The organism is Stenotrophomonas nitritireducens, assembly GCF_050984405.1.
Lineage (GTDB): Bacteria > Pseudomonadota > Gammaproteobacteria > Xanthomonadales > Xanthomonadaceae > Stenotrophomonas > Stenotrophomonas nitritireducens_B.
This window is the reverse complement of sequence record NZ_CP158790.1, coordinates 2055240-2071486: the sequence shown is the minus strand read 5'-3', so window position 1 is coordinate 2071486 and position 16247 is coordinate 2055240. Positions and strand designations below refer to the sequence as shown.

Here is a 16247-nt window from a genome sequence, read left to right as displayed (position 1 = left end):
TGATCGACTTCCTGCAGGCCGGCAAGCAGGGCGGCCGTGCCGTCCTCCGCCTCACTTACAATGCCGCCCCCCGTTCCACCGGCATGCGCATGGACATCATCGTCAACGAAGAACTCAAGGCCTACATCGATCCGCTGACGCCGGATGAACACGACGCGCTGGAGCGCAGCCTGCTGGCCGAGGGCTGCCGCGACGCGCTGGTGCTGTGGGGCAACGTGCTGGTCGACGGCCACAACCGCTATGGCATCTGCAGCAGGCACGGCATTCCCTTCCAGACGGTGCAGAACACGCGCTTCCAGTCGATGGAGGACGTGCACCTGTGGATGATCGAGCAGCACCTGGGCCGGCGCAGCGTGTCCGATTTCCAGCGCGGCGTGCTGGCGCTGCGCAAGCGCGCGATCGTCGAGGCGCGCCGCCGCGCAGAACAGGAGCAGCTGCGCCGCGAGAGCGAGGGCGAAGCGGCGCCGTCCGCCGCGCAGGGCCAGGCCGACGCCGATTCGCCGCCGTGGGAACCGGCGCCGAAGCTGTCCAAGGCCGACCTTGCGCGCGAAGCCAAGCTCAGCGCCAGCCAGGTGACGCTGATCGAGAAGATCAGCGCGCACGCCGCGCAGGAAGTGATCGAGGCGGTGAAGGCGGGCGAGATTTCGCTCAGTGCCGCCGCCGTGGTCGCCAGCCTGCCGGAGGAGGAACAGCGCGCGGCCGCACAGGGCGGCCGGAGCGAGCTGAAGGAAGCGGCCAAGCGCGTGCGCGAATCGCGCCGCAAGCCCAGGGCGGCCGTCGAACCCATGGCCGACGCCAACGATGCCACGCAGCCCAGCTCCATGCAGACCATGCCGGATGAAGGCGAAGTGGAAACCCTGCGCCAGCGCGTGGCCTCGCTGACCGCGGAGAACCAGGCACTGCGCATGGAACTGGATGCGCTGCGCGCGCGGCTGAATGCCGGCGAGCCCTAGAGCGGCCGGACCCCGCCCTGTCGAACCCGGCAGGCATCCCGCACACCTGCGGGGACCAACGCGTGATGGCCGGGCGCGATTGCATGACTGCCCGCGGGGCGTTCACCATGCGCCATCCCCCAACGAGGAACCGCGATGGCCTCGGCATCCCCGGAACTGGAGCAATTCGTCCGCGACGCGCTGATGCGCGGCCACGACCGTGAACAGGTGACCGCGGCCCTGCTCGCCGCAGGCTGGAGCGCCGAGCAGGTAAGCGGCGTGCTCGACGGCTGGGCCGAGGTGGATTTCGCGCTGCCGGTGCCGCGCCCGCGCGCCTCGCTGTCCGCGCGCGAAGCCTTCCTCTACCTGGTGCTGTTCAGCACCCTGTACTTCTTCGCCTGGAACCTGGGCAGCCTGCTGTTCGCGCTGCTGGAGCACGCCCTGCCCGACCCGGCCGACGCGCAGTGGCAGGTGGTGCGGCTGACCGGCTCGATCCGCTGGTCGATCTCGGCGCTGGTCATCGCCTTCCCGGTGTTCGCCTTCCTCTCCCGCCACCTCGCCCAGGACGTTGCGCGCAACCCGATCAAGCGGCTGTCGCCGATCCGCCGCTGGCTGACCTACCTGACCCTGTTCGTCGCCGCCACCGTGCTGATCGGCGACCTGACCACGCTGGTGTTCAACCTGCTCGGCGGCGAGCTGAGCCTGCGCTTCGTGCTCAAGGTGGCGGTGGTGGCGGCGATCGCCGGCACCGTGTTCGGCCACTACCTGCGCGACCTGCGCCGCGAGGAGGTCGACGACGGCGGCCGTGCCGGTTCCGGCCGCGGCGTGCTGTGGGCGACCGGCATCGCCACCGCGCTGGCGGTCGCCGCCGGCGTGTGGACCATGGATTCGCCGATGCAGCAGCGGCAGCTGCGGCTGGACGAGGCGCGCATCGCCGACCTGCAGACCCTGGAGATGGCCGTCGCCGCCTGGCGCAACCAGCACGAGGCGTTGCCGCCCGACCTCGACGCGCTGGACGCGCAGCCGGGCGTCAGCCTGCCGCGCCGCGATCCGGCCGGCGGCGCGGACTACCGCTACCGCCGCATCGACGACACCCACTACGAACTGTGCGCCGATTTCGCCACCGACAGCGGCCAGCGCCGCGCGCGCTGGCGCCTGCCGCAGGCCGGGCAGTGGGCGCATCCGGCCGGTCCGCACTGCTTCGGCCGCGGCGCCGGCGACAAGGACTGAGCATGGAGCGCGCCGATCCGCGCCGCGCGCAGCTGCGCCGGCTCAAGCTGTACGCGCTGGCGATGCTGCTGGCGATGCTGGCCGGCTTCGTCGTCAGCCACCTCAACGGCGAGCGCGGCGTCTGGGCGTGGGTGGGCGCGTTCTGCGAGGCGGCCACGGTCGGCGCGCTGGCCGACTGGTTCGCGGTGGTGGCGCTGTTCCGCCGCCCGCTCAACCTGCCCATCCCGCATACCGCGATCATCCCGCGCAACAAGGCGCGCATCGCCGACAGCCTGGCGGTATTCGTGCGCGACCACTTCCTCGAGCCGCAAGCGCTGCTGGCCAAGCTGGAGGTGTTCGACCCGGCCACGCGCCTGGGCCAGTGGCTGGCGCAGCCGCAGCAGGCGCGCATGCTCGCCGGCATGGCGCGCGGCTGGGCGCTGCAGGCGCTGGACCTGCTGGACGAGGCCGCCGTGCGCCGCGCCATCCAGGGCTTCGTGGCCGAACAGCTGCGGCAGTGGAACGCCGCGGCCACCGCCGGCGACCTGCTCGGCCTGCTCACCGCCGACGACCGCCACCAGCGCGTGCTCGACGAGGGCCTGACCCGCGTCGCCGGCTGGCTCGACAGCGAGGCCGTGCGCGAGCGCGCGTCGGCGCTGATCGTGCGCTACATCCGCAAGGAATGGCCGAAGCTGGCCAGCACCGTGGACTGGGTCAAGCCCATCGACGAGATCGGCGACTCGCTCGCCGACCGCCTGGCCCGTGCCGGGCTGGACGAACTGCAGGCCATCCTCTCCCAGCCCGGCCATCCGTTGCGCCAGGACTACGCGCGCTGGCTCGGCGGCTACATGCAGCGGCTGCGCGAAGACCCGGCGCTGGCCGCAAGGGTCGACGCACTCAAGCAGCAGATGATCGATCACCCGGCCGTGCAGGACTACGTGCAGGGACTGTGGCAGCGCATCCACGCGCAGCTGCGCACCGACCTCTCGCGCGAGGATTCGGCGCTGGCCGCCCACCTGGAACGCAACCTCGGCCGGCTCGGCGCCGCCATCGGCCGCGACCCGGCGCTGCGCGACGCGCTCAACCAGCACATGCTGGCCGGCGCGGAAAAACTCACCACGCGGCTGCGCAGCGGCGTGACCGCGCACATCGCACAGACGGTGAAGGGCTGGGACGAACGCAAGCTGGTCGAACAGCTGGAACTGAGCGTGGGCCGCGACCTGCAGTACATCCGCTTCAACGGCACCCTGGTCGGCGGCCTGATCGGCCTGCTGCTGCACGCGCTGACCGGCTGGCTGCGCTTCTGACCGCGCCTTGGCGCGCGCCAAGGCGACAGACCGGCCCGCGCCTGTTGCCCGATCAATTGAGAATGGTTATCGTTAAAGGGTAGGCAGTACGCCCAGCCTCCCGCGGCACGATGCACCCGCATCTTTTGTCGCCAGCCCCGTGTACCCCCGAATCAATGCGATGCGATACGACGCCGACGCGCGTCGTGCCGTGCATGCGGGCCGACTTGCGGGAGAGGCGACGTGCAGCACGCGATCCACGCCCGGCGTGGCGCGCTGCCGTGGGCGATTCCTCCGGTTGGCCATCCCCTACCGCCAACCAGGAAACCCCGATGCAGTCCCCACGTTCCCTTCCGTCGCCGCGGCCCGCGCTGCTGGCCGTCGCCCTGACCACCGCCCTGTCCGCGCCCGCGGCACTGGCCCAGACCGCGCCCGGCGATGCCGCCACCCTCGATACGGTCAAGGTGGTGGCCGAGGCCAACGATTCGTACACGGTCAAACACGCGCGCACCGCGACCAGGCTCGACCTGTCGCTGCGCCACACCCCGCAGTCGGTCACCGTGCTGACCCGCCAGCGGCTGGACGACATGGGCCTGCACGCGATGTCCGACGTGATGGGCCAGGTGACCGGCGTGCACGTCTCGGTCACCGACAGCGAGCGCATCAACTACGTCTCGCGCGGCTACAACATCAGCAATTTCCAGGTCGACGGCATGCTCAATACCTTCGGCGGCTACATCAAGACCAATACCGACAGCGCCATCTACGAGCGCATCGAGGTGGTCCGCGGCGCCACCGGCCTGACCACCGGCGCAGGCGATCCGTCGGGCACCGTGAACTACGTGCGCAAGCGCCCCACCGGCCAGTTCGCGATGAGCGCCAGCCTGATGGCCGGGCGCTGGGGCAACCAGCGCCTGGAGGCCGACATCGGCGGCCCGGTCGCGCTGGACGGCCGCGTCCGCGCGCGCATGGTCGCGGCCAAGCAGCAGGGCGATTCGTTCCGCGACGTGTACCGGCTGGACAAGGACGTGTTCTACGGCATCGTCCAGGCCGACCTCACCAGCCGCACGCTGCTGGAAGCCGGCTACGAATACCAGTCGCCGGAGACCTCCGGCGTGACCTGGGGCGTGGTGCCGTACTGGGGCGTGGACGGCCAGCCGGCCAACCTGCCGCGCTCGACCAATCTGTCAGCGCGCTGGAGCCAATGGCCGATCGTGGAGAAGACCGCGTTCGCGCGGCTGGAGCAGAGCCTGGGTCACGACTGGTCGGCCAGGGCCAGCTACACCCGCTCCAGGCGCGATACGCAGGGCGAGGTCTGGTACGGCGCCGCCGGCTATCCGCGCCCGGACGGCAGCGGCGTGAGCGCCTATGTCGGCGTGTTCGGCGAACGCGGCGACATGCAGGTGTTCGACGTCAACGCCGGCGGCCCGTTCCGCCTGTTCGGACGCGAACACGAACTGGTGGTCGGCGTCGGCCAGTCGCTGCGCAAGGGCGAGGTGCCGGCGACCGACTACGACTATCCCGATGGCTACGACCAGGTTGCCGACTGGCGCCACTGGGACGGCAACGTCGCGCCGCTGCCCGTCACCCGCCCCGGCTGGCTGGCATCGCAGGACGAACTGAAGCAGCGCGCCGCCTACGCCGCCGCCCGCCTGCAGCTGGCCGATCCGCTGCTGGCGGTGCTGGGCGCGCGTTACGGAAGCTGGGAGACACGCAGCTGGAACTACACCCGCGACAGCGCCGGCAAACTGCTCGGCACCCGCCGCGGCGGCTACAAGCCGGACGACGCGCTGACCCCGTACGCCGGCCTGGTCTACGACTTCGGCGGGCACTTCAGCGCCTACGCCAGCTACACCGACATCTTCCAGCCGCAGAACTACCGCGACAAGGACAACCGCTACCTGGAACCGGTGGTGGGCGACATGTGGGAGGCCGGCGTCAAGGCCGAGTTCTTCGACGGCCTGCTGAACGCCTCCGCGGCGGTGTTCGAGGGCGAGAAGGACAACGTCGCCGAGCTGGACGATTCGGTGCCGGAAGGCTCGCTGCCCGACGGCGCCAGCGCCTACCGCTCCACCGGCAAGGGCAACAAGGTCAAGGGCTGGGAAGTCGAAGCCCAGGGCAGCCTCGGCGAACACTGGAACCTGTCGGCCGGCTATGCCCATACCACCATCCGCAACCAGCAGGGCGTGCGCCAGAACACCACCACGCCGGTGGACACCTTCCGCCTGAACACCAGCTGGCGTCCCGGCGGCGCCTGGGGCCGGCTGTCGCTGGGCGGCGGCGCGACCTGGCAGAGCGGGATCTGGCGCATGACCAACCGCCCGGCCGCCGACTACGCGACCAGCGGCAGGACCTACAAGTCGCCGATCACCCAGGACGCGTTCTTCCTGCTCAACGCCTTCGCCGGCTACCGCTTCAACGACAACTTCTCGGCACAGCTGAACATCAACAACCTGCTGGACAAGAAGTACTACAGCAACGTCGGCTTCTACGACGGCGTGTACTGGGGCGAGCCGCGCAACGTGCGCCTGACCCTGCGCTGGAAGCTGTAAGCCCTCCAGGGAAACGCTGCCGGATGCAGCGCCGGCCAGGGATGGCCTCCTTCCGCCGCGCGCACCGCGCGGCGCCCGTCCGATCCGATACCGCAGACTCCGTGGACAACACGACGCCCCCTCCCCCCCCGTGGCACCGCCGGCTCGGTGCTTTCCTCGCCCGCCCCTGGCTGGGCGTGTTGTCGCGCACGCTGGCGGCGATCCTCGGCGGCTACGCCCTGGCCGCCGCGTCGGCCGCGTTCCTCGCCGTGGCACTGCCGATGGCGCGCAGCCAGGCGGTGCTGACCGGCATGCTCGTGGCCATCGCGCTGTGCGCGTGCGCCGCGCTGTGGGCCTTCGCCACCCGCACCGCGCTGCGCGCCTGGGCCGGCATCGCGCTGCCCGCGGCGCTGTTCTGGCTGGGCACGCACCTGCTGGGAGCGCCGGCATGAAGAACGGATTCCGCCAGTCGATGGCGTGGCTGCACACCTGGACCGGCCTGCTGGTGGGCTGGGTGCTGCTGCTGATCTTCATGGCTGGCACCGCCAGCTACTACCGCGAGGAGATCAGCCGCTGGATGCGCCCGGAACTGCCGCGCAGCACGGTCGGCGCCGACCAGGCCGCGGCCAACGCGCTGGCGTTCCTGCGCCAGAAAGCGCCGCAGGCCGAAAGCTGGAACGTCAGCCTGCCCGACGCGCGCAACCCGGCGATGCGCACGTTCTGGCGCAATCCCGAATCCATGGTCGAGCCGCCGGCCGAAGGCGAGAAGCGGCGCCGTCGCGGCGGCGGCCGCTTCGGCGACGCCACGCTCGACCCCAACACCGGCCGGGAAGTGAGCGCGCGCGACACCCGCGGCGGCGACTTCTTCTACCGCCTGCACTTCGACCTGCACTACATCCCGGTGATCTGGGCGCGCTGGATCGTCGGCTTCTGCGCGATGTTCATGCTGGTGGCCATCGTCACTGGCGTGATCACCCACAAGAAGATCTTCAAGGACTTCTTCACCTTCCGTCCGGAAAAGGGCCTGCGTTCGTGGCTGGATTTCCACAACGTCAGCGCGGTGATGGCACTGCCCTACCACGCGATGATCACCTACACCGGCATCGTGACGCTGATGTTCCTGTACCTGCCGTGGGGGGTGAAGGCGGCCTACCCGGACGACGAGGACGCCTTCTTCAACGACGCCTTCGCGCGCCTGGCCGAGGTCGAGGGGCCGGCCGAGGGCCGCGCGGCGCCGCTGCCGATCCAGCAGCTACTGGACAGCGCGCGGCGGCAATGGAAGGGCGCGGAGGTAGCCGGCTTCGTCGTGCACCGCCCCGGCGCCGCCAACGCGGTGGTCGACATCCACCAGCGCGACGGCCGGCGGTTGAGCATCGACACGCCGTCGCTGCGCTACGACGCGGTCAGCGGCGCGCTGCTCGGCGCCAGCCCGGAGGCCGGCGGCGCCACGCGCACGCGCGGGGTGATGTACGGCCTGCACCTGGCCCGTTTCGCCGACTGGGGCCTGCGCGCGCTGTTCTTCCTGTCCGGGCTGGTCGGCTGCCTGATGGTGGCCAGCGGCGTGGTGCTGTGGGCGGTCAAGGAGCGGCCCAGGCATGCAAAGGCCGGCAGGACCGGCTTCGGCCTGCGCCTGGTGGATGCCTTGAACATCGGCGCCGTGGCCGGCCTGCCCATCGCCTTCGCCGCCTACTTCTGGGGCAACCGCCTGCTGCCGCTGCAGATGGCCGGGCGCCCGGCGGCCGAGGCCAACGTGTTCTTCTGGGCCTGGGGCGCGGCCCTGCTGGCCGCCTTCGTGTGGCCGCGGCGGATGATGTGGGCCTGGCAGCTGTACCTCGGCGCGGCCGCGTTCGCGCTGCTGCCGCTGCTCAACGCGCTGACCACGCAGACCAACCTGGTCGCGGCCATCGCCGACGGCGACTGGGTACTGGCCGGTTTCGACCTGGCCATGGTCGCGTTCGGCGCGATGCTGGCCGGCTGCGCCCGGCGCATGCAGCGCTGGCAGCCGCCGCTCGGCGCGGCCGAGAAGAAGCGCCGGCAACAAGCCGCCGCCATGGAGGCGCGCGCATGATGGCGTTCGTCCTCGGCCTGTCGTTCTCCGCCTTCGTCGCCCTGTCGCTGGCGATGGAGAAGCACCAGCAGGAACTGCACGGCAAGGCGGCCGCCAGCCCGGCGCGCAGGCGGCTGTGGCGCTGGCTGGGCTGGACGATGCTCACTCTCGCCTTCGGCCTGTGCGTGCGTGCGCAGGGCTGGGCGCTGGGTCCGGTGTCGTGGCTGGGCGCGCTGACCGTCGCCGGACTGGTGCTGGCCTTCGCCCTGTATCCGTACCGGCGGCGCTGGATCGCGCCGCTGGCGTGGACGCTGCCGGTGGCTGGACTGCTGGCCGCGCTGGCCTGACGGCAGCGCGGATGCAACGGCGGACGCGCGTCGGTGCGCGCCCGCCTCGTTCCCGGATCGCGGATCCGGGAACGGCGCCGGTCGCGCTTACGGCACCGCCGCGGTGATCACGATCTCGATCTTCCACGCCGGGTTGGCCAGCCTGGCCTGCACGGTGGCGCGCGCCGGCGTGGCGCCTTCCGGCACCCACTTGTCCCAGGCCTGGTTCATGCCGGCGAAGTCGGCCATGTCGGCCAGGAAGATCTCCGCGCGCAGGATGTGGCTCTTGTCGGTCGGCGCCAGCCGCAGCAGGTCGTCGATGGCCTGCAACACCTGCTCGGTCTGGCCGACGATGTCGGCGCTGGTGTCTTCCGGCACCTGTCCGGCCAGGTAGGCCACGCCGTGGTGGATGGTCATTTCCGACATACGCGGGCCGGTATCGAAACGTTCGATCATGGGTGCTTCCCGTGGGTGGATGTGGCGCCCATTGTGCCGCGTACCGATGGTTTCAGCCGTGACCTCGCCGCTGCCGCCACAGCTGCAGCGCGGTCAGCGCCAGCCACGCCACCACCAGCGCGATCACCGCCTTCTGCCCCAGCCCGCGCGGCGTATCGCGCCAGAGCACGTGCAGCCACAGGCCGGCGAACGCCAGCCACGCCCACCACCACGCCAGGCGGTGGAAACCGCGCCAGCGCGGGTCGCGCCCGAAGCACCATGCCTGCAGCAGCATCGCCGTGGTGACGCAGAGGAAGGCCGTCTGCGCGGCCAGCGCATGCACCAGCGGCGCCAGCAGCGGAGCCCGTTCCGGCAGCCAGCTGTCGCCCACCGCCACCGCCGCCAGGCCCACGCCCGCGGCGCAGAACAGGGCCAGCGGCAGGCCGCGCCGCGCCGGCCCCTGCAGGCGCGCATGCAGCGCGATGGCAAGCACGGCGATGGCCGCGGCCAGCACGCAGTAGGCGCTGCGCAGCCACAGTCCGTACGGGCCATGCAGGTACAGGCTGAGGGTGGCGCGCCTCCAGTCCAGGTCGGCGCGCACGAACTGCAGCCAGGTCGCCGTCGCGGTGAACAGCAGCAGCGCGGCCAGCACCAGCAGGGCGGCCAGGCGCCCGGGATCGCGGGGGCGATGGCGGCGGGAAGACACCAGGACAGGCTCCGGTCGGGCGGACGGGACGCCAGCTTATCCGCGTCCGCTCCCGTCCGCCGGCTGAAAGACGCGCGTGCGCTTGCCAGCATCGTCACGCCGTGCCGATAGTCTTTGCATCCCCGCGCCACGACGGCGCCCTGCCTCCCTGCCCCGCATGCCCGACCCCGGCGCTTCCGTCGCTCCCGCCTCCGCTGGCTGGCGCCGCTTCGGCGCGGTGTCCGTCACCCTGGCGATCATGGGCATGGCCCTGCACGCGCTGGCCGGCGAGTTCGCCGGGCATGGCTACCGGCAGATCCGCGGCGCCCTGCATGCGCTGTCGTGGACGCAGCTGGGACTGGCGCTGCTGCTGGGCATGGCCAGCTACGGCTGCCTGATCGGTTTCGACGCGATCGGGTTGCGCCGCGCCAACCGGCGCCTGCCCGCCAGCCGCGTGGCGATCACCGCCTTCCTCGCCCATGCCGCCGGGCAGACGCTGGGCTTCGCCGCGCTCACCGGCGGCGCGATCCGCATGCGCAGCTACGGCGACGCCGGGCTCGGCCTGGCCGAGATCGGCCAGGTGGTGCTGATGAGCACGCTGGGCTTCGTGTTCGGCGCCTGGGTGCTGCTGGGCCTGGCGCTGTGGCTGGAACCGGGCGCGGCGGCGCTGGCGCTGCCGCTGGACGCGGCGGCCGTGCGCCTGCTGGGCATCGCCCTGCTGCTGGGCTTCGGCCTGATGTGGCTGGCGGTGGGCCGCGGCGGCCGCAGCCTGGGCTGGGGCGAACACCGCGTGTGGATCCCCGACCGGCGCACGGTGCTGGAAGTCACCACGCTGAGCGTGGTGGAACTGGCGCTGGCGTCGGCCGCGTTCCATGTGCTGCTGCCGGCGCAGGACGGCGTCGGCTTCGTGGGCTTCGTCGGCCTGTACCTGGTGGCGGTGGTGGCCGGGCTGGTCTCCACCGTGCCGGCCGGGCTGGGCGTGTTCGAATGGAGCCTGCTCAAGCTGCTGCCGCAGGTGGCGCCCGCGGCCCTGCTCGCCGCCGCGGTGGCCTACCGCGTCACCTATTACCTGGTGCCGCTGTTCCTCTCCGCCCTGCTGGCGGGGCTGGCGAGCGTGCGCCGGCCGCTGCGCAGCGGCGCCAGCACCGCGTGGAACGCGCTGCGCCCGTGGCTGCCGCAGGTCATCGCGCTGGCGGTGTTCGCGGTCGGCGCGCTGCTGGTGATCGACGGCACCCTGCCGGTGCCGCGGCACCGCCCGCTGCACGCGCCGCTGCCGATCGTGGAGACCTCGCACCTGCTCGGCAGCCTGGGCGGCGTGCTGCTGTTGCTGATCGGCCAGGGCCTGCAGCGGCGCAGCCACGCGGCGTGGCTGATCGCGCTGGCGCTGGGCGTGCTGCTGCCGATCCCGGCCTGGCTGCGCGGCGGCCATGCGCTGGTGGCGCTGACCCTGCCGCTGGTGGCGGCGGCGCTGTGGGCGGCGCGGCGCGAGTTCTACCGGCAGGGCGCGCTGCTGGACGAAGCCTGGTCCTGGCCCTGGCTGCGCAACGTCGCGCTGGTGCTGGTGGCCACGGTGTGGCTGCTGTTCTTCGTCTACAGCCACGTCGAGTACCAGAACGAGCTGTGGTGGCAGTTCGCCATCTCCGGCAACGCGCCGCGCGCGCTGCGCGCGTTGCTGCTGGTCAGCCTTGTGGTGATCGTGTTCGGGCTGGCGCGGCTGCTGCACAGCACGCGCACGCCGCTGCCGGTGCCCGATGGCGCGCTGCTGGAGCAGCTGCGGCCGCTGCTGGCGCGCGCGCACGACACCCAGGCCTGCCTGGCGATGACCGGCGACAAGGCGATCCTGCGCAGCGACGACGGCAACGGCTTCGTGATGATGCAGCGCTACGGCGGCTCGCTGGTGTCGATGGGCGACCCGGTCGGCCCGCCGGACACGGCGCGCGCGCTGATCTGGCGATTCCGCGAGGAAGCCGACCGGCTCGGCCTGCGCCCGGTGTTCTACCAGACCGGCGACCAGTACTGGCAGACCTATCTCGACCTGGGCCTGACCCTGGTCAAGCTCGGCGAGGAAGCGATGGTGTCGCTGGCCGGTTTCAGCCTGGACGGCAGCGCGCGCGCGGACCTGCGCCAGGCCTGGAACAAGGGCCGGCGCTCGGGCCTGGGCTTCCGCGTGGTGCCGGCCGAAGCCGTGGCGCCGCTGCTGCCGGAGCTGGCCGCGATCTCCGATGCCTGGCTGGAAGAAAAGGCCGGCGACGAGAAGGGCTTCTCGCTGGGCAGCTTCGACGCCGATTACCTGTGCCGCTTCCCGCTCGCCCTGGTCGAGGCCGAAGGCCGCATCGTGGCCTTCGCCAACCTGTGGCAGGCGCCGGTCGCGCAGGAACTGTCGGTGGACCTGATGCGGCACCGCCCCGACGCGCCCAAGGGCACCATGGATTTCCTGTTCATCGAACTGTTCCTGTGGGGCGCGACCAACGGCCATACGCGCTTCTCGCTGGGCATGGCGCCGCTGACCGGACTGGCCGAACACCGCCTGGCCGGGCGCTGGAACCGCTTCGCCAACCTCCTCGCGCGCCACGGCGAGCGCTTCTACGGCTTCGGCGGCCTGCGCCGCTTCAAGTCCAAGTTCGCGCCGGAATGGCGCCCGCGCTACCTCGCCGCACCGGGCGGCGTGCACCTGCCCGCCGCGCTGCTGGACGTGACCCGGCTCATTTCGCTGGACCCGCGCCGGCAGCCGGACTGAGCGCGCGCAGCCGCTGCAGGATCACCCGCGCCAGCCCGGCGTAGTCGCCCTCGAAGTGGTGGTCGCCGGGCATGCGCACGATCTGCGCGGTCCCGGCCGGCAGTTGCGGGCACAGCGCGTCGTCGTCGTCCTGGCCGTAGACGCAGACGGTGCGCGCGGCCGGCAGCCGGCGCATCTCCGGCGCGATCGGCAGCCCGCGGTCGCTGCTGCCGCCCAGCCAGTTGCTGACGTGGAATTCGTAGTCGGCCTGCGCGCCTACCGAGAGCAGCGCGGTCATCGCCAGCATCGACGTGGTGTCGGCAGACAGCCGGTTGATCGCCGCCGGCAGCACGTCGGCGCCCTGCGAAAAACCAATCAGCGCCAGCTTCGGCCGCCGCCACTGCCGCGCGTAATGGCGCGCGATGCGGTCCAGGTCGGCGGCGAAACCGGCCGGCGTGCGCTCGCTCCAGAAATAACGCAGCGAATCCACGCCCACCACCGGAATGCCGGCCTGCGCCAGCGCGCCGGCGACCTCCTTGTCCAGCCCTGCCCAGCCGCCATCGCCGGACACGAACACGACGAAGGTGTCGCCATCGCCCGTGGCCGGCACCTCCACCAGCGGCAGGCCATCGAGCTCGTGCGGCACCGGCGGCAGGCTTGCCCCGCGCTGCGCGCCCAGCACGCGCGCCGCCGCGACTTCGCCCGGAATCGCGCTGCCCGAAGCACTGCGCCGGAAACGGCGCGCCAGCGGCGCCGCGTGCAGGAAGGCATCGGCCCCGTCGGCCGCGCAGGCGCCGCGCGTGCCCGGCGCGGCCTGCAGCCACGGGAAGCCCAAAGCCACCGGCACCAGCCCGCCGTCGCGGGTGCCGTCCCCGCAGATCATGCGCGCATCGTGCAGGCGCGGGCAGAAGTCCTCGGTCAACAGGCCGGCGAACACGTCCGCGCCGGACTGCGCCGCCACCGCATAGGCCAGCGCCGCCCCGGCGCCGTCGCCGCCCAGGATCGGCAGGTGGTAGGTCGGCACCTTCAGATAGGCCTGCACGTAACGCGAGAAATTTTCCACGTCGCCGGCGGAGAACCCGCAATGGCCGCCCTCCTTCGCCAGTACCCCTGCCAGGTGCCGGGTATCGATGTCCACCACCATCGCGCCATCGCGGCGCAGCGCATGCAGGCGCGCCTGCCGCCGTGCGGCGTCGCCTTCGCCGGCGAACCACAGCACCACGCGCTGCACGGGTCCGTCGGGCAGCTGCACCGGCACCTGTTCGAACCGGCCATGGCTGACCGGCTCCGCCGCCACCGGCGCGGCCAGCAGGCCCGACGCCACCATCACCAGAACCAGCGACGCACGCACCATGGGCGCTTCCTTGAGCGGGGAGACGGCAAGCCTACGCCTGCCGATGCGGGAATGGCGTCGGAATGCGGCGTCAGTCGCCCGCCCCGGGGTGGCGCAGCTTCCACGCCGCCAGCGCCTGCCGGTAGCGCGCCAGCTCGTCGGCGTACAGGTCCAGCACGCACAGCGGACAACCGCTGCCGCAGCATTCATTCGGGCCCGGCTCCTCCGGCGGCGTCGGCCGCGGGTCCGGGTCGGGCGGGGGGATGGGAATCGGGTTCATCGCTTCGGCCGGTGTGGCCGTCGTCAAAACAGGATGGAGCAATTCTAGGCCATGGGGTCGCCAGGCAGCCTCAACATGGCTGTAGCCGCCGTGACCGCTGCGGTTACGAATACTGTCGCTGTTGCCGTTGCCGTTGCTGTTGCTGTTGCTGTTGCTGTTGCTGTTGCTGTTGCTGTTGCTGTTGCTCGTGATCTTGCGCTGCTTTTGCCTTCCGGGTCCCCTTCCGTAGCGACGGAGCCGGCGGGAAAAACCCGAAGGGCGGCGTGCAGGGATGCACGCCGTTTTTCTACGCGACATGGATGTCGCGTAGAAAAATCCCGCTGGCGGAGTGGACCCGCGGCACGCAGTGCCGTGGGCGCGTAGGCAGGGGCGTGTTTCTCTTGGTTACTTCTCTTTGCACGAGCAAAGAGAAGTAACTCGCTCCTGCGAAGCAGGGGCGAAAGCTCTGCTTTCAAGCTCCCGCTTTCATGCTTAGCCTTAGCTTTAGCTCTGGCAGGCCTCTAGCTTGGCCTTTTTGCCTATCGCTTTGGTACAGACGTCCAGGAGAAGCCAGAGCACGGGCAGAAACAGGATCAAAGGCTTTCGCTCCCCTTCGGGGCGCGAGCCACCTTTCTTTGCTCGTGCAAAGAAACGTGGCCCAAAGAAACACGCCCCTGCCTACGCGCCCTCCGTGCCTGCGGCACTCCGGGTCCACTCCGCCGCCGGGATTTTTCGACACGACATCCATGTCGTGTCGAAAAACGACGTGCATCCATGCACGTCGCCCCTGCGGGGTCTTGTCCGTCGGCTCCGTCGCTGCGGAAGGGGACCCTGGAAGTCAAAAGCAATGAGCAACGGCAACAACAACAGCCAAAGCCAAAGCAGGCCTCAACCCGTCACCCGCCGCAGATTCTCCCGCGCCTGCGCGTCATAGCGCGCATGGAAGAAATCGCTGAAGAAAATGCGCGGCTGCGCCAGCACCCCCTTCAGGAACCGACGCCGGTTGAGCCGGAACAGGAACCCCGGCACCTTGCCCCGGTACTCCTCGGCGATGCCGCGGTCGTAGGCGTCGAATACCGCCGGCGGCGCGCCGAGAATGGCCATGTCGGCGTCCAGGAACAACGCCGCGTCCGCATCCAGTTCCTCCACGCGCAGACGGCCATGCCGCGCGGTCAGTTCGATCAGCTCCGCCACCCGCGTCGCGTCCACGCCGGCATCGGGCAGCCAGCGCGCGATCGCCTCGCGCGCCATCAGCGCCGAGCGCGCTTCGTTGTCGGCGCGCCCGGCCTCGTAGACGGCATCGTGGTACAGCATCGCCAGCGCCACCTCGCGCGGCTGCCGCCAACCGGGACCGACGGCGACATCGCGGTGGTGGCGCAGCAGCGCCTGCACATGGCCGAAGTTGTGGTACGCGCGCGGCGGCTGCGCGTGCGCGGCCTCGATCTCGGCCAGCTGGCCCGCCGGCAGGGGCATCGGGATCAGGTCCATGCGGCCATTCTAGCCAGGCAGGCAAGACCGTAGGTGCGGGGCTTGCCCCGCACAGGCTTTCCCGTTGGAACCCCACGCATGGATGCGCGGGCCGCTGCCGAGGAATCTGCAGGCAAGCTCCATCGCGCACTGAAGTGCGCTCCTACAGAAAGAAGGCCGGTTCAGCCCAACTGCCAGCGCCCTTCCAGCTGGTAACGCGTCTGCCCCAGGTAACTGCGGATCAGCACGAACTCGCGCACCAGCCAGCGCATCGGCTGTACCGGCTGCACCGGCAGGCGCCGCTTGTCGTAGAGCAGGGTCAGGTGCGGCGTGAACGCCGGATCCGGGCGGCTGCCGACGGCCTGCAGGCAGCGCGCCAGCTCCTGGTGCAGGCCGTGCAGCAGGTCGGCGCCATGTTCGCTGCGCAGCACGAACGGATGCTGGCGGCCGCCAGCGAAACTGCCGACCTCGTCGAAGCACACCTCGAACTCGGGCATGCGCACCCGCGCGGCGGCCTGCTGCACCTTCGCCAGCAGGCTCGGCGGCAGGCCGGCGTAGTCGCCCAGGTGATGCAGGGTGACGTGCAGGCGCTCGCGCGCCAGCGGTCGTCCGGCCAGGCCGTGGTCGTCGCGCAGTCCCTCGGCCAGTTCGGCGATGCGCCAGGCCGTGGCCGGATCGGGCATCACCGCAAAGAACAGGCGCTCGGTCGGGATGTCGCTGCCGAGACCCAGCGACAGTTGCGCCTCGGCGGAGGGAATGAACTTCGTCATGGTCGAATGGAAACGCCGGCCGGCGGGAGGAGGCCGGCATGCGGCGGCCGGCATCGTCTGGGGCGCGGATACTAGCAGACGGGCCGGACGCCGGCGCCGCCATGGCCAAATAATGACCACGCCCGCGGAACGTCCGTGGCGCAAGGGCCGCCGCCGGTTATCCACATCTTTGCCAGCCGCCGGTCCACACCGCCTGTGGATTCGTGCGGCGTGCGCCGGCGGGCCGCGGCAGGCATACACTGGCAGCGCCG

14 protein-coding genes are annotated in these 16247 nt (G+C 71.2%); 8 read left to right on the top strand and 6 right to left on the bottom strand.

Going from position 1 to position 16247, the window contains the following annotated elements; translation table 11 throughout:
- Nucleotides 1-89: 89 nt before the first annotated feature.
- From ABTV91_RS08910 to ABTV91_RS08880, 7 genes are all read left to right on the top strand, one after another.
- Complete coding sequence (locus ABTV91_RS08910) at nucleotides 90-953, top strand: plasmid replication/partition related protein (RefSeq protein ID WP_433854158.1); 864 nt, start codon at nucleotides 90-92, stop codon at nucleotides 951-953.
- A gap of 135 nt (nucleotides 954-1088) precedes the next feature.
- Nucleotides 1089-2162 carry a DUF5671 domain-containing protein gene (locus ABTV91_RS08905; protein WP_433851108.1) on the top strand — a complete coding sequence of 358 codons (1074 nt, stop codon included), beginning with the start codon at nucleotides 1089-1091 and terminating at the stop codon, nucleotides 2160-2162.
- Between the two features lie 2 nt (nucleotides 2163-2164).
- The gene (locus ABTV91_RS08900; protein WP_433851107.1) at nucleotides 2165-3448 is read left to right on the top strand and encodes a DUF445 domain-containing protein; all 1284 of its coding nucleotides are present in this window, start codon (nucleotides 2165-2167) and stop codon (nucleotides 3446-3448) included.
- A gap of 311 nt (nucleotides 3449-3759) precedes the next feature.
- Nucleotides 3760-5979: a TonB-dependent siderophore receptor gene (locus ABTV91_RS08895; RefSeq protein ID WP_433851106.1), complete on the top strand. Its 2220-nt coding sequence runs from the start codon at nucleotides 3760-3762 to the stop codon at nucleotides 5977-5979.
- 101 nt (nucleotides 5980-6080) lie between these two features.
- Nucleotides 6081-6410, top strand: coding sequence for a DUF3649 domain-containing protein (locus tag ABTV91_RS08890; RefSeq protein ID WP_433851105.1), 330 nt, complete (start codon nucleotides 6081-6083; stop codon nucleotides 6408-6410).
- On the top strand, nucleotides 6407-8026 hold the full coding sequence (locus ABTV91_RS08885) for a PepSY-associated TM helix domain-containing protein (RefSeq protein WP_433851104.1): 1620 nt from the start codon (nucleotides 6407-6409) through the stop codon (nucleotides 8024-8026). The genes ABTV91_RS08890 and ABTV91_RS08885 overlap by 4 nt, the downstream gene beginning before the upstream one ends.
- Entirely contained in the window at nucleotides 8023-8352 is a 330-nt protein-coding gene (locus tag ABTV91_RS08880) for a DUF3325 domain-containing protein (protein ID WP_433851103.1), read from the top strand. The genes ABTV91_RS08885 and ABTV91_RS08880 overlap by 4 nt, the downstream gene beginning before the upstream one ends.
- Nucleotides 8353-8439: 87 nt before the next feature.
- Here ABTV91_RS08880 and ABTV91_RS08875 read toward each other — a convergent pair whose 3' ends face one another.
- Nucleotides 8440-8787: a RidA family protein gene (locus ABTV91_RS08875; RefSeq protein ID WP_153193479.1), complete on the bottom strand. Its 348-nt coding sequence runs from the start codon at nucleotides 8785-8787 to the stop codon at nucleotides 8440-8442.
- Nucleotides 8788-8839: 52 nt separating this feature from the next.
- A complete protein-coding gene (locus tag ABTV91_RS08870) occupies nucleotides 8840-9472 on the bottom strand; it encodes a DUF998 domain-containing protein (protein WP_433851102.1) in 633 nt (210 codons plus the stop codon).
- A 157-nt stretch (nucleotides 9473-9629) separates the two neighbouring features.
- On the opposite strand from ABTV91_RS08870, the gene mprF reads away from it, so the two are divergent.
- Nucleotides 9630-12188, top strand: coding sequence for a bifunctional lysylphosphatidylglycerol flippase/synthetase MprF (mprF, locus tag ABTV91_RS08865; RefSeq protein ID WP_433851101.1), 2559 nt, complete (start codon nucleotides 9630-9632; stop codon nucleotides 12186-12188).
- Here mprF and ABTV91_RS08860 read toward each other — a convergent pair.
- The 4 genes from ABTV91_RS08860 to thpR all read right to left on the bottom strand — a co-directional run bounded on the left by ABTV91_RS08860 (nucleotide 12154) and on the right by thpR (nucleotide 15996).
- Entirely contained in the window at nucleotides 12154-13521 is a 1368-nt protein-coding gene (locus tag ABTV91_RS08860; RefSeq protein ID WP_433851100.1) for a virulence factor family protein, read from the bottom strand. The genes mprF and ABTV91_RS08860 overlap by 35 nt on opposite strands.
- Before the next feature lie 70 nt (nucleotides 13522-13591).
- The gene (locus tag ABTV91_RS08855; RefSeq protein ID WP_433854157.1) at nucleotides 13592-13780 is read right to left on the bottom strand and encodes an oxidoreductase-like domain-containing protein; all 189 of its coding nucleotides are present in this window, start codon (nucleotides 13778-13780) and stop codon (nucleotides 13592-13594) included.
- Between the two features lie 867 nt (nucleotides 13781-14647).
- A complete protein-coding gene (locus ABTV91_RS08850) occupies nucleotides 14648-15247 on the bottom strand; it encodes an HD domain-containing protein (protein WP_433851099.1) in 600 nt (199 codons plus the stop codon).
- 161 nt (nucleotides 15248-15408) lie between these two features.
- Complete coding sequence (gene thpR, locus ABTV91_RS08845; protein ID WP_433851098.1) at nucleotides 15409-15996, bottom strand: RNA 2',3'-cyclic phosphodiesterase; 588 nt, start codon at nucleotides 15994-15996, stop codon at nucleotides 15409-15411.
- Between the last annotated feature and the right edge of the window lie 251 nt (nucleotides 15997-16247).

Excerpts from the sequence above, each read along its gene's own strand:
- ABTV91_RS08850 (WP_433851099.1), bottom strand. The coding sequence starts at position 15,247 with ATGGACCTGATCCCGATGCCCCTGCCGGCGGGCCAGCTGGCCGAGATC.
- ABTV91_RS08910 (WP_433854158.1), top strand. The coding sequence starts at position 90 with ATGGACATCATCGTCAACGAAGAACTCAAGGCCTACATCGATCCGCTG.
- ABTV91_RS08885 (WP_433851104.1), top strand. The coding sequence starts at position 6,407 with ATGAAGAACGGATTCCGCCAGTCGATGGCGTGGCTGCACACCTGGACC.
- ABTV91_RS08880 (WP_433851103.1), top strand. The coding sequence starts at position 8,023 with ATGATGGCGTTCGTCCTCGGCCTGTCGTTCTCCGCCTTCGTCGCCCTG.
- ABTV91_RS08855 (WP_433854157.1), bottom strand. The coding sequence starts at position 13,780 with ATGAACCCGATTCCCATCCCCCCGCCCGACCCGGACCCGCGGCCGACG.
- ABTV91_RS08875 (WP_153193479.1), bottom strand. The coding sequence starts at position 8,787 with ATGATCGAACGTTTCGATACCGGCCCGCGTATGTCGGAAATGACCATC.
- mprF (WP_433851101.1), top strand. The coding sequence starts at position 9,630 with ATGCCCGACCCCGGCGCTTCCGTCGCTCCCGCCTCCGCTGGCTGGCGC.
- ABTV91_RS08900 (WP_433851107.1), top strand. The coding sequence starts at position 2,165 with ATGGAGCGCGCCGATCCGCGCCGCGCGCAGCTGCGCCGGCTCAAGCTG.
- ABTV91_RS08860 (WP_433851100.1), bottom strand. The coding sequence starts at position 13,521 with ATGGTGCGTGCGTCGCTGGTTCTGGTGATGGTGGCGTCGGGCCTGCTG.
- ABTV91_RS08895 (WP_433851106.1), top strand. The coding sequence starts at position 3,760 with ATGCAGTCCCCACGTTCCCTTCCGTCGCCGCGGCCCGCGCTGCTGGCC.
- ABTV91_RS08905 (WP_433851108.1), top strand. The coding sequence starts at position 1,089 with ATGGCCTCGGCATCCCCGGAACTGGAGCAATTCGTCCGCGACGCGCTG.
- thpR (WP_433851098.1), bottom strand. The coding sequence starts at position 15,996 with ATGACGAAGTTCATTCCCTCCGCCGAGGCGCAACTGTCGCTGGGTCTC.